The following is a 21,602-nucleotide window of genomic DNA, read 5'->3' as shown; positions in this document are numbered from 1 at the left end:
TTTTAATCATGAAAACCGAGACTTCTTATAAAACATACAGCTCAGGGGTTTTAGGAACAGGCATTACGGAAACGGACACCTTTTACAATCGATTTGTTCACAAAGACTATTATTCAGATACTCCTTCTTTGGAGTATGAGCAATATTTGATGAAAGAAAATGTGCGCCATGAGCAAATCGTAGGGTTGATGACAGCCGTGTGGTTAAAAGAAAGAGCGGTTTACTGTTATGAAGGCTACGGAGTAAGAGTAGCTTCCGTGATAACGGCTGGAATAGGAAACGCAGTAGATATTACAGCTGACGAAGCTGTCCCGTTCTATTCCTCTCCTGGTACAATTAATATGTTTTTTTTCGTGGAAGGTACGCTTACGGATGCAGCGTTTTTACAGCTTTTTATTGCGGCCACAGAAGCTAAAACAAAAACGCTGTCACAGCTGGGTGTCATAGATCCGGCTACAAAGACGATTGCTACGGGAACATCTACGGACAGCATCTCAGTTGCAGCGTCTCAGCAAGGATCATTATATGAATATGCAGGCTCTATGACCGCTTTAGGGCAAGCGGTAGCCAAGCTGGTGAAAATAAGCTTAGAGCAGGGACTTAAGGGAAAGAGGTGAAGAAATGAGTATTACACAAGCGATAATTGCACACATGACGGCCATGACGATTGCTTTACTAATTGACCGAATTATAGGCGATCCCGAAAATTGGCCGCATCCCGTTCGCTGGTTTGGCAAATGGATTTATTGGATAGATTCTAGATTAAATAAAGGTGCAGGAAAACGATTCAAAGGATTGCTTCTTGTGATAAGTATGGCTGTGCTCGCAGGAGTTGTTCCCTTTTTGTTCCTCCATGCTTTGTACGGAGTTCATTTTATAGCAGGTGTTTTAGTAGAGAGCGTAATGATTGCGACTACTATATCCACTCGTTCTTTAAGCGAAGCTGCTTATAAGGTACAAAAGCCGCTTCAGCTAGGAGATATGGAGAAAGCTAGATATGAAGTAAGTATGATTGTGGGACGAGATACAGATCGTTTGTCAGAAGGAGAAATTGCCAGAGCGACGGTAGAGACCGTGGCTGAAAATACAAGTGATGGTATTACAGCTCCGCTTTTTTATGCATTTATAGGAGGAGGAGCCCTAGCCTTTTTTTACCGAGCTATTAACACATGTGATTCGATGGTTGGGTACAAAAATGACCGCTACTTTCTGTTCGGCTACTTTAGTGCAAAAACCGATGACGTATTAAACTATATTCCAAGTCGGTTAACTGCAGTGGTGATGACGGCTGTTAATGTAGCAAAAAGCCAGTATTCTCTTGGGCATGTAACGAGTTTGATTAAGCGTGATGCTAAGAAGCATCCCAGCCCAAATAGCGGATACGGGGAAAGCGCAGTGGCTGCTCTGTTAGGTATTCAACTCGGCGGGCTTAATACATATAAAGGCATAGAATCTAATCGTGCAAAAATGGGTGAACCACTCATTCCTCTGCAAGCCGGTCATATTGAACAAGCTGTTTTCATTATGAAAAGGACGGTCTATGCTACGTGGTTATTATATCTTTTGTTAGGAGGAGTTATTAGTGCTATTACCTACACATGGAGCTAATCCTAATGTCTTTTTAAAAGCAATAGGGGCCGAGAATTTGTCGCATATAAAAGACTTTAGCGTGAATACAAATCCTTTAGGGGCTCCCCTTGTGCTTCACGAAAAGTGGAACGAATTCAAGGGTGCAGCGTTTAGTTATCCTGACCCTCAAGTAACGGAGCTGAAAAATAAACTTGCAGCTCATCATCATGTTTCAGGTGCTCAAGTGCTGCCTACAAATGGCGCCGCTGAAGCGTTTTTCCTTATTGCTTCGTTATTTTCAGGAGAGAAAGCAGGGATTGTACAGCCGACTTTCGTTGAATATGAACAGGCAAGTAAAGCTTATGGATGTGAAGTGACATACGTTCCTTTATCTGAAGAAAATGGCTGGAGCTGGGATATAGAGTTGATTATGAGCATTCTTCCGGACATAAAAGTACTGTGGATTTGTCATCCAAATAATCCAACGGGCGTTATGTATAGTCATGAGGAATGGATGAAAGTAGTAAAAGCTGCTGCTCATCATGGTACATACTTAATGATTGATGAGGCATTTATTGATTTTGTCGAACATCAGCCTTCATTTGATTCTCTTATTCTGGATTATGAGCATATCATTGTTGTGCGTTCCATGACAAAGATGTTTAATATTGCCGGGCTTCGTCTTGGCTATATTTTGGCAAATGAAAAAATCATTAGCAAGATGGCTAAAAAGCAGCCTCCTTGGAGTGTAAATGGCTTGTCGCAGCAAATAGGCATGATATGTGTGGATGAAAAAGATTTTGTAAAAGAAACCGTACATTATATTAAACAAGAACGGGAACGAATCTTGAGTCAACTAAAGGAATGGGGGCTTTTGGTTTCTCCTTCTCAAACAAACTATTATCTTTGCAGCGTTCCGTCTTCTATTAAAACGCGCGAATGGCTTGTCTATTTAGCAAGCCATGGCGTGGTAGCTCGTCATACTGAAAACTTTCCATTTTTAAATGGACGCTATATCCGTTTGGCTGTGAAAACGAAAGAAGAAAATGACTATTTACTTAACGTAATCAAACAAGGACTTGATGAAATATGATCATCTTTATTAGCGGAGGCGTTCGAAGCGGAAAATCAAGTGCAGCGGAGAACATGGTTCAAACTTTTTGTACAAAGCGCGCTGTTTATATTGCCACAAGCAGGCAAACAGATAAGGAAATGCAAAAACGCATCCAGCTTCATCAAAAAGAACGCCAAGCAGCGAACACGCCTTGGGTAACGATCGAGCAGTCTGTAGATTTACAACAAATTCTGCCAAATCTTCAAAGTGATGATGCTATACTTTTGGATTGTGTCACGAACTGGCTTGCCAATGAGCTTTTTTCAACAGAAAAAAGGTGGCAAACAAAAGAAGGGAAACAAGCGGTTTTTCGTCATATGACAGAAACGCTCGATAAGCTGTTTGCGCAGTCTCAGACGGTTGTGCTAGTATCTAATGAACTGTTTGAAGCGGGCGTGTTAGAAGAGCCCACATATAGCTATATGAAGATGTTAGGGAAATTACATCAGTATATTGTAGAAAAAGCAGATGTGGCTATTTGTGTAGAAGCGGGAATCTATCGTTTTAAAAAAGGAAAGGAATGTGTAGATATATGAAAGAATGGATAGCCATACTACGAATTTCTCTCCAGTTTTTTACGATCTTACCACTGGCTAAAACCGTTCAATGGACTGAAAAAAGAACGGCACGCTCACTTTTTGTGCTGCCTTGGATTGGTATGTTACTAGGCTTGATGTTTTATAGCTTTTTACAGCTGCTTCAATCTTCACCTATCACTACGATTGTTGATAGTATTTTAGTTTTGCTTTTACCGCTTATCTTAACGGGTGGCCTTCATTTAGACGGCTGGATGGACGTAAGCGATGCCTATTTTTCTCATCAGTCAAAGGAAAAAAAACTGCAGATTTTAAGTGATCCGCACGTTGGGTCTTTTGCTATTCTTTCTCTTATGGTTCTGCTGCTGCTGCGTTTTAGTGCGATCTATGAATTAGTGTCTCTTTCTTCTTTATCAATTTGGGTATGCTTAATTGTCTTTACCCTTCCAAGAATTGGAGCAGCCTTTTTATTGATGAGAGATAAGCCCGCTAAAGATACGGGTCTGGCTGCTTATTTTCAACAAGGAGTCACCAAACGGTCTATTTACGGATTTATCATTATGAGCCTATTCTTAGTTGCTATTTTCGTTATTTTTATGGACAATAAATTCATTATTCTTTTCTTTGCCGGTTTTTTATGGCTCTGGATACGATTTTATCGTTCGCAGTTTGGTGGCGTAACAGGAGATGTTATAGGGGCAACCATTGAAGGAGGAGAAACATTTTTATGGATAATTCTTTGGTTATCACATGTATTCGTCACGGCATGACGCTTGAAAATCAACAGAAAAAATATATAGGGTGGAGTGATCCGCCTTTAAGTATAGAAGGGAAAAATGAATTGAAAGAGCTTTTTCTAGAACCTCAGCTCGTTATTTCCAGTGACTTAAAAAGAGCGCTAGAAACAAGTGCAGTTGTTTTTCCAAAATCTCAGGTGGTTAAAAGTAAAAATTGGCGTGAACTGCATTTTGGAGATTGGGAAGAGAAGACGTATGAAGATTTAAAAAACATACGGGCGTATAGAAATTGGATTGATCACTGGACAGAACATACGCCTCCGAATGGTGAAAGCTTCTCAAGCTTTTCAAACCGAGTTTGGGCAGCGTGGGAAGAAGCGGTCGATTTGGCGGCCAGTCAGCAATTGCGTCACATTGCTATTGTTTCGCACGGCGGACCACTGCGTTTACTTGCATCTCATTTTAAACAGACAGCGTCGCTTTGGGATGTTTCTTTTTCTTATGGAGAAGGTTTTTCAGTAGCGTGTACATACAAACAGGCAAAGGAGAGAAGAGCATGCATTTCGTATTCGGCGGTGCATTTACCGGCAAAAGAAAATGGGTGAAGCAGCATTATGCCAGTGAGTCGGTAAAATGGCATTGTTTGTATGAAGACCCTGTTTTACCAGCGCTTGAGTTCGAAGAAAGTTACATAGTGCTAGAAGGATTTGAGCACTATGTTAAGGAATTAATACATAGCGAGCTGGAGTCTCCGCACCTTGTTGTTAAAAAGTTAATACAGAAGTGGAGAGACAGCGGTGTATGGGAAAAGTTAATAGTGATTGGAACTGAAGTCGGCAAAGGGATTGTTCCTTTAGATCCAACAGAACGGCAGTGGAGAGATGAATGCGGGTATGCGTATCAGCATTTAGCGGCACATGCCCGGAAAGTAGATCACATTTGGTACGGAATTGCTAATCGATTGAAGGAGGAAATACAATGAACATTTACACAAAAACAGGGGACAAAGGGCAGACAAGCTTAATTGGAGGACGAGTAAATAAAGATGATATTCGAGTGGAAGCATACGGTACGATTGATGAGCTAAATGGCTTTGTAGGTCAAGCGATTTATCAGCTGGATGAAACAACATTAAAAGATGTAAAAGAAGAGCTAATTACGATTCAACATGAGCTTTTTGACTGTGGAAGTGATTTAGCATTTGCAAAAGATGATCATCCGTACAAAGTAACAAACGACATGATATCAGTACTTGAAAAGCGCATTGATGTCTATATGTCAGAGGCGCCGGCCATTGAGCGTTTTATTTTACCTGGAGGCACACCTGCAGCGACAACGCTTCATATTTGCCGGACGATTACACGCCGCGCAGAACGGCTTGTTGTTGGCGTGCAGCGTGAGTATAAAATTAATGCGGCGGTGCTTCAGTATTTAAATCGTTTATCCGATTATTTCTTTGCTGCGGCTCGAATCGCTAACGCGCGAGAAAATGTACAAGATGTAGAGTATATTCGCAGTGCCAAAGTATTTAAACAGCCTAAAAAATAAGGTATAAAAAACGGTCGAGCTAAAAGCGATCGTTTTTTTTATGAGTTATTTCGATAGGTAAAATAAAGCTATAAAAAAGAGGTAAATGCATCTATAATGATAAGAGACAGAGAGATAAAGAAAAGAGGTTGAGAAATGAATCAAGATTCTAAACGAGCAGGTATTGTTTATACAGCCAGCGCTTACGTTATGTGGGGGCTTTTTCCGCTTTACTGGAAGCTTCTTGGCGAGGTGAATGCGAATGAAATACTCGCTCACCGTGTCATATGGTCATTTGTTTTTATGCTTTTACTTTTGCTTGTGACAAAGCAAATGAGTGCTTTAAAAAAGACGCTTGGTTTATTATTTCGTAATACGAAACAAGCGGTCATTTTATTTGTGGCTTCAGTGCTGATCAGCATCAACTGGTTCGTTTACATTTGGGCGGTTAACCATAATCATATTATTGAAACAAGTTTAGGTTACTACATCAACCCGCTCGTTAGTATTTTACTTGGTATAGTCGTTTTAAAAGAGAAGCTTAATTTTTGGCAGGGTGCTTCTGTTGGATTAGCTGCTATAGGTGTTATCGTTATGACAGTTACATACGGGCATATCCCATGGGTATCATTAAGCTTAGCGTTTAGCTTTGGTTTGTACGGACTTGTAAAAAAGACTATTCAATTAGAAGCAAAAGTAGGATTAACGATTGAAACGATGATGGTTGCACCTATTGCAGTTATTTATTTTATTTTTCTTTTAGTGAAAGGATCTTCAAGTTTTTCTCTTCAATCGCTTGATCTGAGTGCTCTTTTAATTGGAGGCGGTGTTGCTACAGCTATGCCACTACTATATTTCGCTAAAGGGGCCCCTCTTATTCCGCTATCGATGGTCGGTTTTTTACAGTACATTGCTCCTACCATGACGCTTTTATTAGGGGTGTTCGTGTATCATGAACCGTTTTCTAGCGTAGAGATGATTGCCTTTTTGTTCATTTGGGGCGGATCGGTTATGTTCATTTTATCTAAAACTAAGTTCATGAATTCTCATCAGCCGAAATTTTTTAAAGGGCGCTCAGCTTAACGGACAAAAAAGCGGATATCTTTAGATATGCGCTTTTTTGTCTGCCGTAAAGAAATAAAAACGGAGACGGGAAAGTCACCGTATGTATACTTTATAGCTTCCGCTTGAAATGAGCGTTCAACTGACCTTGAAGCATTTGGTTTTTTACTTCTTTCATTTTTCTCGCTTCATCTTTTTTGGCCAATTCTGTGCGTATTTCACTCGTTTGAACTCCTTCTTCTATGCGATCGGCAATATCCATTAATCGTTCGACGTCTGAAAACGAATATTTCCGGATACCCGTATTGGTTCGGTCCGGAAAGAGCAGGCTTCTTTTCTCGTAGTAGCGAATTTGCCTTTCTGATAAACCGGTTAATTCTTTTACAATCCCAATAGACATGACTTTTTTATCTCGATATGACGCTTCATTCGTAGACAATCTCCCTCACCCCTGAGTACGTAGTAGTATGTTATTATCATAAAGGAAAAAAATACAAAAAATTATAACATGTAATACATTCTAACATATATATGTTATATTTTTGAATTACTATGTGAGAAAAAGTGACATAAATAATGAAATAGGGAAAAGAGTCCTATAAACTAATGATTAACTCGATCCCAAGTGGTTAACCATACAGGATAAAGCCTTGTGGTTAATCACTTGCTTTCAAAATGATGAATAGAAAACAAATGTGAGAATATACATAAATTCTAAAAGGGAAGGGCGTTTTAAATGGCTGTGCAACAATTGAAAAAAGAAGAGATTATTGAGCTGGCAAAAGAAATTATTGAACTTGATTTGAAAAGAGATGAAAAATTTGAAGAGTTGACAGAGTTAGCCGGAAATCGTGCATATGAAATTTTGCGCAGAGTACAAAATGCCTGTTTATAAGTAATAAAAAAATCCCGCTCTAGGCGGGATTTTTAATTGGACTGCTGTTCAAGATTAAATAATTCTTGTTTCATCTTAATGTGGTTGAGGTTTTCCCCTATAAAGACAAGAGTGGTGGGCAGCTTCATCATTTCTTTCATATATAGAGGCATACCGTATGAATATTGAAACGAATACGTATCATCCGAATGAGTAAAGCGCATATAGCCTTTAATACGATAGATGGTATCTGGCATTTGGCGCAGCCAATTTTCAAATAATTCAAGATCCACTTTTTTTGTAAACTCATATACAAATGTTTTTAAATGAAGATGATCTTCAACATGAGCCTTATGGTGCGGCTGTTTTTGAGACAGCTGAGCTCTTTGAATCAGGTCAAGCTTCACGCGGGAAAATGTTGTTAATAATGTTATTGCACGAGCGTTAATTGATTGAACCTCAAAAAGCAGGGAAGACTTTTCTGCCTCAGACAGCATGTCCGTTTTATTTAATAAAATTACATCTCCATGTTTTACTTGTTCTTGAAGAAGTTTTTGAAGTTGAATGCTTAAGGACCCACGTTCTTTCCACCTTGTTGCATCGAGTGTGGTGATAATACTTTTAATCGTGACTTGATGCGCAAAAAGAGGAGACATACAGGCATCCAACACTTCAATGGGATGTGCAACTCCGGTTGTTTCTATATAGATAGCATCCAATGTGTTCTCCTGTAGAAGTGAATGAAGCTGAGTTTCAAATTGACCTTGAATCGTACAGCACACGCAGCCGTTTAGCAATTCTTTTAACGGCGTGTCTTTTTCTACTTCATTTGAGTCAATCGAAACTTGGCCAAGCTCATTAATCACAACAGCAATGTTGCGATTACGATCTTTTTCTTGCTGAAGCAGCTGTTTAAGCAACGTTGTTTTTCCGCTGCCTAAAAATCCAGATAAAATGTAGATTTCTGTTTTCATTTCAGTCTCTCCTATGTAAATAACATTGTTTAAATCGAAACTTTTCCGATTGCGGATTGGTAAATAGTATATCCAAGAGGGGATAAATGTCTAAGCGTAAATTTTTATGCTTTTTTTGTATTCATTATAACAACTTTAAAAGCACTATGGCTATCTTTTGTAAAAAACTCAAAATACAATGAAATAAGAATATTATAAAATTTCAAACTAGCTGTGCTACAATAAAAGAAAAAGAAAAAGGGGAGCAAAAGTTATGCGAATATTAGTTTTAGGCGCAGGCGGCGTTGGAGGTTACTTTGGAGGCAGGCTTGTGGAAAAAGGAGAGGATGTGACTTTTCTTGTCAGAGATCGCAGAAAAAAAGAGCTGGAACAAAATGGACTTGTTATCAAGAGCATACACGGTGACTTCACTTCACCTGTACAAGCTATTACAAAATCTGAGATGAAAGAGCCTTATGATGTTATTTTGTTCACAACTAAGGCTTATCATCTTAAACAAGCAATTGAGGATGTGCGTCCTTTTGTAGGGAATCAGACAGTTGTCGTACCTTTGCTAAACGGTATGGCTCACGTGGGTCCTTTACAAGAAGCTTTTGGGGAAGAAAAAGTTATTGGAGGACTGTGCTTTATTGAAACAACTTTAAACAAAGATGGAGATGTCGTCCAGACGAGTCCTGCTCACAGACTTGTATTTGGTGAATTTAAGCAGAAGGAAACAGAAAGATTACAACTGATTGAGCAAGCGTTCAGCGGTACAAAAGCTTCGTTTGTAAAAAGTTCATATATTGAACAGGATATGTGGCATAAGTATTTATTTATTACGGTTATGTCAGGCATGACTACTCTTATGCGCGCACCTGTTGGCCCAGTGCTAGCGGCAAAAGGAGGGCGTCAATTCGTACAAGAGCTTTTTAAAGAAGTTGAAAATATTATGATGGCATACGATGCACCATTAGCTGAAGGGATTATTGAACAGCATATGAATACGATGGACAAAATGACGTATGACATGAAGTCATCGATGCAGCGTGATATGGAAAAAAGTTTTCAAATTGAAGGAGACCACCTTCAAGGATATTTGCTGACATTAGCTGAAAAGTCGTCTATACACGTACCGCTTCTTCAAACTGTGTATACGCATCTAAAAGTGTATGAAGAAATGTTAAAAGGTTATCAAAAATAATGACAGCGAAAATTGATTTAGCAGTCATGCAGGTACTGCAGAAGCTGCTAAGTACAGCAGAAATAGGACAATTGCCTTCCGCTCCCGGCATTTATTTTTTCTTTGATAAACCGGGCAGGCTTTTGTATATCGGAGCAACGACGGGCTCTCTATTAGAAAGAGTAAGAGCTCACGTTGCAGGAAAAGGCGTTAGCAACACAAAAAAATTCCACAAAGAGATTTGTGCTGTTGGATATATTGAAGTGCATGGATTAAAAAAAGAATTAGATATGCTGAGAACGATGCTTGTAAATGGTTATTTTCCAAAATACAATAAACAAGATGTAAAAAGAGAAAATGAATACGACATTTACACTGTTCACGGCAGGGTCCTCAGGGATACAGGAGTTGATAAGAAAAAAGTCTCCAAGCGAAAAACGGTGCTAAAGCCAACGTTAAAAGAGATAGAGATTCGTCAAGAAAACAGCGATATTACATATGCACGAGTCGCAAATATGAATGCTGAAGATCGAGTGAAAAAATTGTGGTCTTGTCAAGAAGCAGGAGCGCAGCTACATCTTCCGGAGTCGAAAGTGTTAGCAATAAGTGACCGGCTCTTAAAAGAGCAGTATACATTTCAGCGGGATATGAAAAAGAATATGATGTTTACGATGCGGGATTTAGTTGTTATTCAAGTGTTGTTAAATTTAAATCCGACCCATGATTTGAAAAAACGAGAAATAAAGGAAGCCATCAGTTTAGTGCGTAAATTTGGCATAGAAGAAGCTCTTCGCATCTCTGAAAAACTACTCAAAACGTAATAAAATCCATGATCATTGTGATCATGGATTTTATCATTTATCATTCACACTTAAGCTAATTCGTCAATAACTTTTGGTAGAGCCATAATGGAAATAACGCAAAGTGAACTGACAACTTGATGCATTTCAAAAATGGCAATGATGAATAACATCAGTGATATATATAATTGAAGGCCTTTTAATCCCCACGGCTTGCGATCGAAAAAAAAGTCGCTAAGTACAAATACAAAGAAAATGAGCGAACTGAACAAAATAATCATGGATGTAGACATGGAACGATCATAAGCAATGATAAATAACAAAGCGAGAAGCGACACAACAGATATAACTTTTAATGTTTTAATCATCGTGTTTTTATTCACTTTTTTCACCTTCATTTGTAGGATTGATCTTTCATCCTCATTTTATAGGATAGTCAAAAGTTCTAAAAGCCAAACGAATAAATCATAACAACAATTTAACATCTTTATACTACATTTACATTGGGAGAAAAAAATGGGCGTGTTTTGAGCTTTGTACGCTTCATTGACGCGTGCAAAGAACAAGTGCTATAGTATGTGTGCTCTAAAAGCTAAAGGAGCAAAGTTTTCAAAGGACGTGACTATGTGAACGAAACACTATTAGTAATTGATGGATTTAATTTATTAAGCCGCTGTTATTTTGCTACTTCTTATGGCAGAGATGAAGCAGCGTTGACAAGAAATAGTAAGGGCCAATTTACGAATGCCCTGAGAGTAACGATTCAAAAAATGCATGCATTGATTCACCAATATGAGCCAAGCCATATTTTCGTCGCTTGGGATGTTAAGCGTGAGGATACAAAACGTAAAGATACATACGCCCTATATAAGCAAACAAGAGCAGAGCTGCCTGAGCCGCTGATTCAGCAGTATGAAACGTTAAAACAATTTTTTGACACAGTAGGCATTTATCAAATGTCATTGTCTTCTTATGAAGCAGATGATTTAATTGGAGCACTTGTAAGCAAGTGGAGCAAGGAAAAGCAAAGTCCAGGGTACATCTATAGCAATGACCGAGACTTGCTTCAGCTCCTAGATCAACATATTTCGCAAATTATTGCCAAAAAGCAGGTTGGCGATCTTGTTTATGGCTTCAAGCACTTTCAAGAAGAATACAATATTCATCCTCGTCAATGGGTGGACGTAAAAGCATTGCTTGGTGACAAATCGGACAATATTCCGGGTGTTCCTGGTGTAGGAGAAAAAGCCGCACTGCCTCTTATTCAACAATATGGCTCTATCCATGAAATTTATGCACAAATTGAACAATTAGATCCAGCTTTTAATCGTTACAAAAAAAAGCTGGCCGAAGGAAAAGAACTAGGTATGCTTAGTCGTGAACTTGCTGAGATTATTATAGACATTCAAGAAATCAGTATGTTAAATTGGGAATATTTAACATTTATATATGATTATGAACGATGGAATAAAGAAATTCAAAGTCTAGAACTAAACATTAGGATTCGCTCATGATTTTTAGTACAATACAATTTATGAACATGAGAAAGGAGTAACAAGCGTGCAACCAATTCATAAAGAAACAGTCCAAAAAAAAATACAAACATTTTTAAATAAAGACGTATATGTACACCTTGAAACGACAAACGGTGCATATGCTTCACACGTAAATGAAAAAGTAATGACAGTTGGGGCTTTTATTCGCAATGGTAAAGTCACTATTTCAAACGGAAAGATAACTGGAGAAGGTCCTTATCGTGTAGGTCTTCAAATTGATTTAGGATGGATTTATGCAGAGGGATTAACAGATTGGGAAATTGATGAAGAAGGCCGACTTCTTCTAGCTGGGCATGACTTTGAAGGTCGTTTAGCAGTTGCCCTTCAATTAAGTGAACATCCGTTTTCATAAGAGAAAAGAGAGGAGAATAGAACATGGAAGAAAGATTATTAATTGTATTTCCGCATCCTGACGATGAAGCATATGGAGCAGCAGGAATGATCACGCAAGCTAGACAAAAAGGAACGCCCGTTACATATGCCTGTGTTACGCTAGGTGAAATGGGACGAAATATGGGTAGGCCGCTGTTTGCTAACCGTGAAACTTTACCTCAAATCCGAAAAAAAGAACTTTTAGATTTAGCGAACGTTTTAGATATTCAAGACTTGCGTATGCTAGGACTTCGTGATAAAACGCTGGAATTTCTTGATATTGATGTTTTTGCAGATAAAATTGAAGAAATCATTAACGATGTAAAGCCGACTCACATTTTAACACATTACCCTGGCTTTGCAGTACACCCTGATCATAATGCTACGGGTGCAGCTACGATTCAAGCGGTAAAACGTATGCCAAAAGAAAAGCGTCCGGTTGTTTGGTGTCATGCGTTTTCGAAAGATCGTATTGAACATATTGGAGAACCAGATGTTATTTTTGATGTAACAGCGATGAAAGATAAAAAAATTGAAGCGTTAAAAGCCCATCGTTCTCAAACAGAAGGAATGATGAACGCAATTGACTTCGATCGCTTATCTGACTATCCGCAAATGGAACGTTTATTAACTAGAGAAGAATTCTGGACATATAACTGGGAGTAACAGATGAAAAAACAGCGAATTTTATTTATTGGAGCAGGACGAATGGCTGAAGCTGTAGCTGCTGGTTTGGTTACGAGCAGCGCTGACAGTATTGAGGCAGTGGTGATGTCAAACAACGGAGATATTGAGCGGTTACAGCGTGTTGAAACAACGTACGGCGTACAAACGACGCAAAATTGGCGCCAAGAAGTCGACAATTCGGATGTTATTATTTTAGCGATGCCTCCTGAGGCCCATCCTTTCGTGCTCAAGGAACTTTCAACTCATTTAAATCAACAATTTGTCGTAACGTTAGCGGCAGGGATTGGTCCGAGTTACTTAGAAAGTCATCTTCCGCAGGGTACGCCTGTCGCTTGGATTATGCCAAATACAGCTGCTATGATTGGACAATCGATGTCACTATATACACTTGGAACTTCTGCCACAAAAGAGCATAAAGAAGTGCTTCAAATGATTTTAAAAGGAATTGGTAAAGCGCATGAGTGTTCAGAGAAAGAAGTACATGAGCTAACGGCTGTAACTGGCAGTGCACCGGCGTTTTTATATTATTTTGCAGAATCGTTAATTGATGCAACTACTGCTTACGGTGTGGACGAAAAAACAGCCAAAGATTTAGTTATTCAAATGATGTATGGCTCTGTACAAATGCTGCATGAAACCAAAGATCCTGCGTCTTTAAGAGAGCAAGTAACAACTCCAGGCGGCGCTACTGCCGAAGGGTTAAAAGTGATGAAAGAACAAGACTTTTCCCTAATAATAAAGCAGGCAATTGAAGCAACGAATAAAAAAGCAATGGGTGGAAGCTAAAAAAGCTCGTACAACCATATGTTAGCTGGAAAATCCGAACTATAGTTCAGCATTCTTTCATTGGAATGTTGAATCAGTTCGGATTTTTTAATGAATAGACTTCCTTAACATACATATATTCCTCTTTGGAACTGTTTTTTCTCTATGGCCCAAACTTTTTTAGTCATCAACAAACCGCTTTTTCATATCAGAAGTTGGGAGCATGCAGTGCTGCTGTTTGCCAAACCACTTATATCGGTTGCGAGCGATCCAGTTGTATACTATATCTCGAATAGGTGCAGGAATGATAATGAAAGCATATAAAAATTTAACGGGTCCATCTAAGCGCTTGGCGATTTTTAAAGCAGCCGTTGATTTTACATATCTTTGGTTTCCATGAATATATACAATGCTGTCTAATTGCTCAGGAAGTAAGCCGTGAGAGGCTAGCTGCTGCTTTCCGAAATCTGATTGAAGAGAAGCGAAAGAAAACAAAGCTTGTTCATCATGTTTAATAATATATTGAACACTGCTATTACATAAATTACATATACCATCAAAAAGAATTAAATGTTTCATTGGACGATTTCGCTCCTATTCCATAAAAAAAGTATAATTACTTGTCATTTTTGAAAAATAAAGGTACGTTTAAAAGATGTGAAAGTGATCCAAATTCAAAGGTAATTCGATTATATAATAAGGACTCATAAGAGTTAAAGGAGAAGGGTATGAAAGAGCAAAACGACGTTGTCTTATACAATAGAATAAAAGAACGAGACAAAAAAGCCCTTGAACTGCTGTATGACAAGTATGAGCGAATTCTTTATTCGTTTATATACCGGTTAACAAATAGCTCTGATATTGCTGAAGAAGCTGTTCAAGAAGTGTTTATTAAGCTGTGGAGAGGAAAAGGAGTTTACAGCGATGAAAAAGGGAAGTTTTCATCATGGCTGTTTACGATTACAAGAAACACCGCGATTGATATTGTAAGAAAAAGAAAAAACGATCCTATTTTCTCAGAAGAAATTTTTGATTTTATTGAAGATGATCATCCTCAGATTGACGAGCAGCTTCAGTGGAAAGAAGAACAGCAGAGAGTGCGGCACGCTGTATCAAAATTGTCTGAAGACCAAAAAAAGATTATTCAATCCGTTTATTTTAAGGGATTAACGCAGCAAAAAGTAGCAGAAGAGCAGCAAATCCCATTAGGAACAGTAAAGGGTAGGGTGCGATTAGCGTTGCGGAAATTAAAAACATATTTAGGTACTGATGCAGAAGGGAGAGCTGATTCATGAGTATGTGCAATAAACTAATTGATTACTATAATGATCAGTTGACTTCCCATGAGAGAAAAGAGTTTGAAATGCACTTGAAAAACTGTCAAAGCTGTCAAGAAGAACTAAGAGAGCTGGAGGAAGTTCTTGGAGATCTAACGTATTTGACACCAGAACAATCTCCTCCGCCAGAAATGAAACAGCGAATACTTGCGAATGTATTCGAAGAAGAACAAGGTGAGACAAAGAGAGAACCAATCGCTTTAAAAAATGAAAAACAACATGCTGCGTCTAAGAAATCAAATAAAAAGTCCATCATTATTGGATTAGCTGCGGCACTTCTTTTATCCCTTGCAGGAAACAGCTACTTTCTGTTGAAAGATGGAGACAAAGGCAAACAAGAGCCAAATGTTTCGGTTGCTCCTCAAAACGAACCTCTTACATCTGAAAAAACAATGAGGCTGCAGGCAGAGCCGAACGTTTCTGGCGAAGCAACAGCATCTCTTACGAAAAAAGGTGGAAATCTAAATGTGGTTATTCAAGCGAATAACTTGAAAAACGTAAAGGGGAATGAAGTCTATCAGGTGTGGCTCATAAAAGGTGATAAGCCTCATCCGGCAGGTGCTTTTGTAACAGATAAAAATGGAAACGGGACAGTGGTCTATACGATGAGCCAAAAAGAACAGACTGAAAAGTGGGATGTTATGGCGATTACTTTAGAACCGAATGCGAATAATAAGACGCCAAAAGGAAACATTGTGTTAAGTTCAGCGCTCTAACAAAAACCCTTCTGCTAACAGAAGGGTTTTTGTTACGTGCAGTTAATCATCTTCAAATTGTATGGCAATGGTTTGATCATTTTCTATCTTATTCAGTCGAATTTCCAATAATCCATTTTTGTACTTAGCGCGAACTGGTTCGTCTGTGTAGTGAAAAGGAAGTTTGACCGTGCGAGAAAATACGCCTGTATGGCGTTCGTTGAGCTTTAACTTTTGTTTAGATGCTTCATAAGCATAAGGAACGTTTCCTTCAACTGTTAATATATTTGCGTCCAACTTGATTTGAATGTCGTTAGTTGAATGCAGTCCAGGAACCTCAACGACGATAATGCCTTCTTTATCGGTTTCATATAAGTCGACGTTTGGAAATCGCTTGGGCAAGATGTGATTTAAATCGCTCCAAAAGTGATTTCCAAGCATATCTTCTACCTTATGCTGAATCGAACCCCAATCAATCTCTTCATATTTTTTACTCAAAGGAAACCCTCCTTATATTCACGTAAATTCCTTCTATATATATGAAAAAAAGAAAATTCAATGCCTGCTTACAAAAAATGAGAAAAACACGTAAATAAGTGAAAAAATGTGAGAAAAAAAAGAGATTTTGAGTGAAAAAGAAGGATTATGTAGAATAAAAAAAGTATAATTACGTATAGAGCTTTCTATTATCCTGAATGAAAGCAAGTATGTGAAGGAGGAAGTTGAGATGAGAGAAAAGCGTACATCCAGTGGTTTTCTATTAAAACAACGTGCTTTCTTAAAATTATATATGATTACGATGACAGAACAAGAGCGTCTGTATGGCCTTCGGTTATTAGATGTGTTAAGAGATGAATTTCGACCTTTTGGATTCAAACCTAATCATTCTGAAGTATACAAAGCCCTTCATGACTTGATTGAAGACGGTGTCCTCAAACAGGTGAAGCGTAAAAAAGAAGGAATGAAGCTTCAAGAAGTGGTTTATTATACATTTACAAATGAGGGAGAAGAGAAAGCTAAATTATATAAAAAACAATTAAAAGTAGAGCTGGAGCGGTGTGAAGCTATGATTCAAAAAGCTATTCGTGACAACTTCGGGTCCAAATGAACGTGTCTTTAGGTAGAAAAGACACGTTTTTTCTATAGCTGATTTTGTCGTCTTATGTCGGAATAAAAGTTATAAAATGGGTACAAAGTAGTGTAAAAGATGGATATATAGTTATATTATGGATAAAATACACACTTTTAACATATATGGATGAATTCGATTTTAAAGATTATGCACTATTCATAAATAGTGTACGAATTGATATGATACAAAGTGTATATAAATCTATTTAATGCGTTATTTGCCATATTTTAAGAACTTATAAACCGTTATCAGACCATCATTCAAGCATTTTGGTTTTAGCAACTCTGACGAATTTGACTAGATTTGTATCGAGAAGATATTATTTGTTTACTATGAAAGGAATGGATTTTATGAAGTCTACAGGAATTGTAAGAAAAGTAGATGAATTGGGTCGCGTAGTAATTCCTATTGAATTGCGCCGCATTTTAAATATCAACACAGGTGATCCAGTAGAAATATATGTTGATGAAGATATTATTATTTTACAAAAGTATAGCCCGTATGGTGCTTGCTTAGTAACTGGGGAAATTACGCGTGAAAACTTAACCTTTGGGAATGGAAACGTTGTGTTAAGTAAAAAAGGTGCGGAACAGCTTTTACAAGAGTTAGAGCGTACCTTGAATAAATAAGAAGTTTTAGGCCTTAGTATAAGGAAGAGTATCAATCCATCTTTAAACAAAAAAAGAACGTTCTTTTGAGAACGTTCTTTTTTTGTTTAAGCCGTTCGAGAAGATTTATTCTCCTCTAGCAGCTGTTTTTTTTGTATTTTTATCAAACGATACGCAAGTCCTGTTGCGCCTGCAGCAAGCCCCGCAATTAGTCCAATCCAATAGCCAAACGCCTGTAAATCGGTGTATTTTGCTAAAACAATGCCTAAAGGTAGACCAATTACCCAATAAGATACCAAGGACATTAAAAAGGTAACATTTACATCTTTATATCCTCGCAGAGCGCCTTGAATAGGAGCTTGAAGAGCATCAGAAAGCTGAAAGAAAATTGCATAAATCAAAAAATGAGAAGTTAATGCGAGTACCTCTGCATCTTTTGTATACAAAGAAGCTACTGATTCTCGAAGAGTAAATAAAAGACCTGCGCAAACAAAAGCCATGCCAACAGCGATAGTTACACCGATCCTGCTATAGCTTCGTGCATCTTGATGACGCTTAGCACCCGCTTCAAATCCCACAACAATCGTTAAAGCCATAGAAATACTCAGCGGAATCATATAGAGAAATGAGGCAAAATTAATAGCTGCTTGGTGAGAAGCGATCGTAATGGTATTATACGAGCTCATAAACAGCGTGACGGCTGAAAAAATACTTGTTTCGAAAAAGACCGAAAAACCGATAGGTAAACCAATTTTTAATATTTCTTTCCAAGTAGAAAAAGAGATACGATGAAATCTTTTAAATAAATCGAAGTTAGAAAAAGGTTCTTTTTTATGAATAATTACAATGGATACAATGAGTATGCACCAATACGTAACGGCAGTTGCATAACCAGAGCCTACTCCACCCAAGTGGGGGAAGCCCAGCTTACCGAAGATTAATACATAGTTTAAAGCTACATTAACGGGAAGCCCTAAAATGGTGATAAGCATAGACGTACGAGTTTGCCCTAAAGCATCAATGAAGTTTCGTAAAACAGTATAAATAAAAAGCGGAATAATACCAAAAGATAAAGCAATTAAATACTGTTTGGCAATGCGCATTACGTTTGCTTCTAAATTCATCCCTTTTAAAATAGGATCAACAACAAAAAAGCCGATTAAAATAATAACAACGGCCATTAAAATGGAGACATAAAGCCCTTGAATGACGGAGAACGGAACTTTTTTCTTTTGATTAGCTCCGACAAGCTGTGCAACAATTGGCGTAATAGACATTAAAATTCCGCTTAGCCCTGTAAAAACAGGTACCCATAAGCTTGAACCAATTGCTACCCCTGCCAAGTCATCTGCACTTACCCTTCCTGACATCATCGTATCAAAAAAAGTCATTGAAAACATTCCAAACTGGGTGACCAATATCGGAAATAAAATAAAAACGAACTGCTTAACTTTTTGAGACGTTGAAAACGTTTGTTGCATTAAAAAACCCCCAATTTGAAAACATTTACACCAAAAAGCATTATATCACGCCGTTGCTTGTTTTTGCTAAGAGTTCTGACAATAAATTCAAAGAATGTATCCATAAAACGCGGTGATTTAAAAGGAGTAAAAAGGTAAAACAGTATATGATTTTAATTTTGACATGCAGTGAGCTATGATAGAAAGTATAGTAATTATCATTTAACGTGGAGGGATACGTGTGGATTTACAGTTGCAAAGTAAAAATGTACTTATTACCGGCGGGTCAAAAGGAATTGGGAAGGCTATTGCTGCTTTGTTTATTCAAGAAGGAGCAAACGTTGGAATTGCGGCAAGAGGAGAGGAAGCGCTACAGGATGCACAGTCAGAATTAGAAAACGTGCGTACATATACAGCAGACCTAACAAACGAATCAGACAGAGTTGCATTAATTGAGAAGTTCATTAACGACTTCGGAAGCATTGATATTTTAATTAATAACGCTGGAGGAAGTAATGGAAGCACCGCGATGGAAACAGATTTATCCCTTTTCAAAGAAGCAATGGAGCTTAACTACTTTTCAGCTGTCCACTTGAGCAAGCTAGCAGCGACGCGTATGACAAAAGATGCGGCAATCGTTAATGTTACGTCTATTTTCGGAAGGGAAAGTGGAGGGAAAGTCACGTACAATAACGCAAAATCAGCACTTATCAGCTTTACAAAGTCGTTTGCAGATGAAATGATTTCTAAAGGAATTCGTGTAAATGGAGTAGCGCCGGGAAGCATTTTGCATGAAACGGGTAATTGGAAAAAAAGAATGGATGAAAATCCGGAAAAGATTAAGCAATTTGTTGAAAACGAAATACCAGCAGGGCGCTTTGGAGAGCCGGAAGAAGTGGCAAACGCCGTTGCCTTTTTAGCATCTTCTAAAGCTTCATGGATAGTTGGTGCGACGTTAAACGTAGACGGTGGACAGTCAAAAATGAACTTTTAAAAAAAGTGCAGGAATTTCCTGCACTTTTTCATTATCCAATATCTTTTTGCATAGGAGGAATCTGAAAATCTTCATTAATTGCGTCCGCTGTAAGCTGACCAGATAATGTCACCATTGGCACGCCGCCTCCAGGGTGTGTAGATCCGCCTACAAAATAAAGGTTAGAAAGAAGCTGACTTCTTGCCGGAATTTTAAAACCTCCATTTTTCTTACGGTCAGTTGCTACGCCATAAATGGACCCGCCGTTAGCACCGTAAAGCTCCTGGATATCGTTAGGAGTAAACGTATATTCAAACTCAATGCTTGAACGTAAGTCTTCTAATCCCATTGCCTCAAGCTTTTTCAATACGACATCACGATAGCGGTCTTTTAATGCAGCCCAGTCGTCGCCTTCTTTTAAAGGAGGTACATGAGTAAGAACGAACAGGTTTTCTTTTCCTTCAGGAGCTTGCGTAGGGTCTGATTTAGACGATACGCCAATGTAAATTGTCGGATCCATGGCTACTTGACCTTTGTTAAAGATTGTATCAAACTCTTCTTTCTGATCCTTTGAGAAGAAGAAATTATGATGTTGAAGCTGCTTGTACTGTTTGTTAACCCCTAATAAAAGAACAAGGCCAGAAACAGTAGGTTCAAATTTTGCAAGCTGCTGAGTTTGCTTAGCTGCTTGCGCATGATTTTTTAATAAATAGCGGTAAGTTGGAATTGCTTCTAGATTAGATACCACAATATCTGCTGATAGATTCTCGCCATTTTCTAGTGTAATTCCAGTTGCCTTTGCTCCGCTTGTTGTGATTTCTTTTACCGGCGTATTTAGATGCACAGTGACGCCAAGTTCTTGAAGGAGCTTATCCATCGCTTCAGCAATTTTGTACATTCCGCCTTTTACGTAATAAATACCTAATCCTAGCTGAACGTGAGCAAGCTGTGTTAATACAGCCGGTGCATGATAAGGAGAAGAACCGATGTACATAATTAAAAAATTAAACAATTGACGCAAATGTTTGTTTGAAAAATATTTGCGTGTAGTAGCATCCATAGACCTCATTGGATCCATTTGAAGCAGTTCTTTTACCGTGTGCATCGTTCGTAAATCGTGAAGTCCAGATAAACTTTTTTTATAAAAACTTTTTAAGTTCGATTCATACATTTTATTTGCATAAGATAAATAGTCAAAAAAACCTTCAATGTCTTCTGGAGCAAGTTCTTGAAGCTGCTGAAGCATGCGAGGAAGGTCACTGGTCAAATCAATTTGTGTTCCATCTTGGAAAAAAGTTCTCCACTGAGGCTCAATTCGTTCTATTGTTAAGTAGTCGTGGATATTGCGGCCTGCACTGTCAAACAGCTGCTCTAGCACCCACGGCATTGTTAAAATAGAAGGTCCCGTATCGAAAGAAAATCCTTTGCCGCTGCGAATATTTAACTTACCGCCAATTCGCTCGCTTTTTTCAACGATTGTTACATCATATCCATCAGCTGACAGACGAATAGCAGCTGACAGACCACCTAAACCTGCGCCTACAACAATTACTTTCTTTTTCATCTTTTTCCTCCTTATAAAACAAAAGCGAGTTGTCAACAATGTGTATAAAATGACTTCACGCAAAATAAAAATAGGTCTACAACTTTTTATTTTGTCCA

General features: G+C 38.2%; 28 protein-coding genes. 21 read left to right on the top strand and 7 right to left on the bottom strand.

Translation table 11 applies throughout. From position 1 onward, the window contains the following. Nucleotides 1-8: 8 nt before the first annotated feature. The 9 genes from AC0KUU_RS10420 (at nt 9) to rarD (ending at nt 6,566) form a co-directional block, all read left to right on the top strand. Nucleotides 9-617, top strand: coding sequence for an adenosylcobinamide amidohydrolase (locus AC0KUU_RS10420; RefSeq protein ID WP_043982032.1), 609 nt, complete (start codon nt 9-11; stop codon nt 615-617). A 4-nt stretch (nt 618-621) separates the two neighbouring features. Continuing rightward, a complete protein-coding gene (gene cbiB / locus AC0KUU_RS10415) occupies nt 622-1,608 on the top strand; it encodes an adenosylcobinamide-phosphate synthase CbiB (protein WP_043982034.1) in 987 nt (328 codons plus the stop codon). Beyond that, complete coding sequence (gene cobD / locus AC0KUU_RS10410; RefSeq protein ID WP_043982036.1) at nt 1,583-2,662, top strand: threonine-phosphate decarboxylase CobD; 1,080 nt, start codon at nt 1,583-1,585, stop codon at nt 2,660-2,662. The genes cbiB and cobD overlap by 26 nt, the downstream gene beginning before the upstream one ends. Then, nucleotides 2,659-3,219 carry a bifunctional adenosylcobinamide kinase/adenosylcobinamide-phosphate guanylyltransferase gene (locus AC0KUU_RS10405; protein WP_043982037.1) on the top strand — a complete coding sequence of 187 codons (561 nt, stop codon included), beginning with the start codon at nt 2,659-2,661 and terminating at the stop codon, nt 3,217-3,219. The genes cobD and AC0KUU_RS10405 overlap by 4 nt, the downstream gene beginning before the upstream one ends. Beyond that, nucleotides 3,216-3,989: an adenosylcobinamide-GDP ribazoletransferase gene (gene cobS / locus AC0KUU_RS10400; RefSeq protein ID WP_043982038.1), complete on the top strand. Its 774-nt coding sequence runs from the start codon at nt 3,216-3,218 to the stop codon at nt 3,987-3,989. Before AC0KUU_RS10405 ends, cobS begins: the two co-directional genes overlap by 4 nt. Continuing rightward, on the top strand, nt 3,947-4,561 hold the full coding sequence (locus tag AC0KUU_RS10395; RefSeq protein WP_013082848.1) for a histidine phosphatase family protein: 615 nt from the start codon (nt 3,947-3,949) through the stop codon (nt 4,559-4,561). The genes cobS and AC0KUU_RS10395 overlap by 43 nt, the downstream gene beginning before the upstream one ends. Then, nucleotides 4,513-4,938 (top strand): bifunctional adenosylcobinamide kinase/adenosylcobinamide-phosphate guanylyltransferase, encoded by a 426-nt coding sequence (locus tag AC0KUU_RS10390; RefSeq protein WP_043982040.1) that lies wholly within the window; start codon nt 4,513-4,515, stop codon nt 4,936-4,938. Before AC0KUU_RS10395 ends, AC0KUU_RS10390 begins: the two co-directional genes overlap by 49 nt. Continuing rightward, on the top strand, nt 4,935-5,504 hold the full coding sequence (locus AC0KUU_RS10385) for a cob(I)yrinic acid a,c-diamide adenosyltransferase (RefSeq protein ID WP_013056705.1): 570 nt from the start codon (nt 4,935-4,937) through the stop codon (nt 5,502-5,504). Before AC0KUU_RS10390 ends, AC0KUU_RS10385 begins: the two co-directional genes overlap by 4 nt. Nucleotides 5,505-5,639: 135 nt before the next feature. Continuing rightward, nucleotides 5,640-6,566 carry an EamA family transporter RarD gene (gene rarD / locus AC0KUU_RS10380; RefSeq protein WP_043982042.1) on the top strand — a complete coding sequence of 309 codons (927 nt, stop codon included), beginning with the start codon at nt 5,640-5,642 and terminating at the stop codon, nt 6,564-6,566. A 91-nt stretch (nt 6,567-6,657) separates the two neighbouring features. Here rarD and AC0KUU_RS10375 read toward each other — a convergent pair whose 3' ends face one another. After that, nucleotides 6,658-6,984 carry a MerR family transcriptional regulator gene (locus tag AC0KUU_RS10375; RefSeq protein WP_013082852.1) on the bottom strand — a complete coding sequence of 109 codons (327 nt, stop codon included), beginning with the start codon at nt 6,982-6,984 and terminating at the stop codon, nt 6,658-6,660. 297 nt (nt 6,985-7,281) lie between these two features. Here AC0KUU_RS10375 and AC0KUU_RS10370 point away from each other — a divergent pair, with 297 nt between their 5' ends. Then, the gene (locus AC0KUU_RS10370; RefSeq protein ID WP_013056708.1) at nt 7,282-7,440 is read left to right on the top strand and encodes a hypothetical protein; all 159 of its coding nucleotides are present in this window, start codon (nt 7,282-7,284) and stop codon (nt 7,438-7,440) included. Nucleotides 7,441-7,472: 32 nt separating this feature from the next. Here AC0KUU_RS10370 and AC0KUU_RS10365 read toward each other — a convergent pair whose 3' ends face one another. Then, a complete protein-coding gene (locus AC0KUU_RS10365) occupies nt 7,473-8,393 on the bottom strand; it encodes a CobW family GTP-binding protein (RefSeq protein ID WP_043982043.1) in 921 nt (306 codons plus the stop codon). 253 nt (nt 8,394-8,646) lie between these two features. On the opposite strand from AC0KUU_RS10365, the gene panE reads away from it, so the two are divergent. Beyond that, the gene (gene panE, locus AC0KUU_RS10360; protein WP_025752046.1) at nt 8,647-9,576 is read left to right on the top strand and encodes a 2-dehydropantoate 2-reductase; all 930 of its coding nucleotides are present in this window, start codon (nt 8,647-8,649) and stop codon (nt 9,574-9,576) included. Next, nucleotides 9,576-10,376 carry a GIY-YIG nuclease family protein gene (locus AC0KUU_RS10355; protein ID WP_043982045.1) on the top strand — a complete coding sequence of 267 codons (801 nt, stop codon included), beginning with the start codon at nt 9,576-9,578 and terminating at the stop codon, nt 10,374-10,376. The genes panE and AC0KUU_RS10355 overlap by 1 nt, the downstream gene beginning before the upstream one ends. 50 nt (nt 10,377-10,426) lie before the next feature. Here the strand turns inward: AC0KUU_RS10355 and AC0KUU_RS10350 are convergent, their stop codons facing one another. Then, nucleotides 10,427-10,738, bottom strand: a complete 312-nt coding sequence (locus tag AC0KUU_RS10350; protein ID WP_016763842.1) for a hypothetical protein — start codon at nt 10,736-10,738, stop codon at nt 10,427-10,429. Between the two features lie 243 nt (nt 10,739-10,981). Between AC0KUU_RS10350 and AC0KUU_RS10345 the strand changes: the two genes are divergently transcribed. Genes AC0KUU_RS10345 through proC form a run of 4 tightly spaced genes read left to right on the top strand, consistent with a single transcriptional unit; the run spans nt 10,982 to nt 13,756 of the window. After that, entirely contained in the window at nt 10,982-11,869 is an 888-nt protein-coding gene (locus AC0KUU_RS10345; protein ID WP_322551976.1) for a 5'-3' exonuclease, read from the top strand. A gap of 46 nt (nt 11,870-11,915) precedes the next feature. Further along, nucleotides 11,916-12,263, top strand: coding sequence for a YojF family protein (locus AC0KUU_RS10340; RefSeq protein ID WP_013056714.1), 348 nt, complete (start codon nt 11,916-11,918; stop codon nt 12,261-12,263). 23 nt (nt 12,264-12,286) lie between these two features. Then, nucleotides 12,287-12,949: a bacillithiol biosynthesis deacetylase BshB2 gene (gene bshB2 / locus AC0KUU_RS10335; RefSeq protein ID WP_013056715.1), complete on the top strand. Its 663-nt coding sequence runs from the start codon at nt 12,287-12,289 to the stop codon at nt 12,947-12,949. 3 nt (nt 12,950-12,952) lie between these two features. Then, nucleotides 12,953-13,756 (top strand): pyrroline-5-carboxylate reductase, encoded by an 804-nt coding sequence (gene proC / locus AC0KUU_RS10330; RefSeq protein ID WP_043982049.1) that lies wholly within the window; start codon nt 12,953-12,955, stop codon nt 13,754-13,756. Nucleotides 13,757-13,915: 159 nt separating this feature from the next. Here the strand turns inward: proC and AC0KUU_RS10325 are convergent, their stop codons facing one another. Then, the gene (locus AC0KUU_RS10325) at nt 13,916-14,314 is read right to left on the bottom strand and encodes a thiol-disulfide oxidoreductase DCC family protein (protein WP_013082859.1); all 399 of its coding nucleotides are present in this window, start codon (nt 14,312-14,314) and stop codon (nt 13,916-13,918) included. A 149-nt stretch (nt 14,315-14,463) separates the two neighbouring features. Here AC0KUU_RS10325 and AC0KUU_RS10320 point away from each other — a divergent pair, with 149 nt between their 5' ends. Together AC0KUU_RS10320 and AC0KUU_RS10315 are read left to right on the top strand one after the other, a co-directional pair. Next, a complete protein-coding gene (locus tag AC0KUU_RS10320; protein ID WP_025752052.1) occupies nt 14,464-15,030 on the top strand; it encodes an RNA polymerase sigma factor in 567 nt (188 codons plus the stop codon). Further along, nucleotides 15,027-15,788 (top strand): anti-sigma factor, encoded by a 762-nt coding sequence (locus AC0KUU_RS10315; RefSeq protein WP_043982051.1) that lies wholly within the window; start codon nt 15,027-15,029, stop codon nt 15,786-15,788. Before AC0KUU_RS10320 ends, AC0KUU_RS10315 begins: the two co-directional genes overlap by 4 nt. A 42-nt stretch (nt 15,789-15,830) precedes the next feature. Here AC0KUU_RS10315 and AC0KUU_RS10310 read toward each other — a convergent pair whose 3' ends face one another. Further along, the gene (locus tag AC0KUU_RS10310) at nt 15,831-16,265 is read right to left on the bottom strand and encodes an Hsp20/alpha crystallin family protein (RefSeq protein WP_013082862.1); all 435 of its coding nucleotides are present in this window, start codon (nt 16,263-16,265) and stop codon (nt 15,831-15,833) included. 229 nt (nt 16,266-16,494) lie between these two features. Here AC0KUU_RS10310 and AC0KUU_RS10305 point away from each other — a divergent pair, with 229 nt between their 5' ends. Continuing rightward, nucleotides 16,495-16,875, top strand: coding sequence for a replication termination protein (locus AC0KUU_RS10305; protein WP_013056721.1), 381 nt, complete (start codon nt 16,495-16,497; stop codon nt 16,873-16,875). Between the two features lie 374 nt (nt 16,876-17,249). Next, nucleotides 17,250-17,528: an AbrB/MazE/SpoVT family DNA-binding domain-containing protein gene (locus tag AC0KUU_RS10300; protein ID WP_025752053.1), complete on the top strand. Its 279-nt coding sequence runs from the start codon at nt 17,250-17,252 to the stop codon at nt 17,526-17,528. 86 nt (nt 17,529-17,614) lie between these two features. On the opposite strand, the gene AC0KUU_RS10295 is transcribed toward AC0KUU_RS10300, so the two are convergent. Beyond that, nucleotides 17,615-18,988 (bottom strand): MATE family efflux transporter, encoded by a 1,374-nt coding sequence (locus AC0KUU_RS10295; protein ID WP_016763847.1) that lies wholly within the window; start codon nt 18,986-18,988, stop codon nt 17,615-17,617. A gap of 220 nt (nt 18,989-19,208) precedes the next feature. Here AC0KUU_RS10295 and AC0KUU_RS10290 point away from each other — a divergent pair, with 220 nt between their 5' ends. Beyond that, nucleotides 19,209-19,961: an SDR family NAD(P)-dependent oxidoreductase gene (locus AC0KUU_RS10290; RefSeq protein ID WP_013082864.1), complete on the top strand. Its 753-nt coding sequence runs from the start codon at nt 19,209-19,211 to the stop codon at nt 19,959-19,961. Nucleotides 19,962-19,992: 31 nt separating this feature from the next. Here AC0KUU_RS10290 and AC0KUU_RS10285 read toward each other — a convergent pair whose 3' ends face one another. Continuing rightward, complete coding sequence (locus tag AC0KUU_RS10285) at nt 19,993-21,504, bottom strand: phytoene desaturase family protein (protein ID WP_043982055.1); 1,512 nt, start codon at nt 21,502-21,504, stop codon at nt 19,993-19,995. Nucleotides 21,505-21,602 lie beyond the last annotated feature (98 nt).

It is taken from the genome of Priestia sp. ST2, from assembly GCF_055810735.1.
The sequence above is the reverse complement of the archived record's forward strand: the minus strand, read 5'-3'. Positions and strand labels throughout refer to the sequence as shown.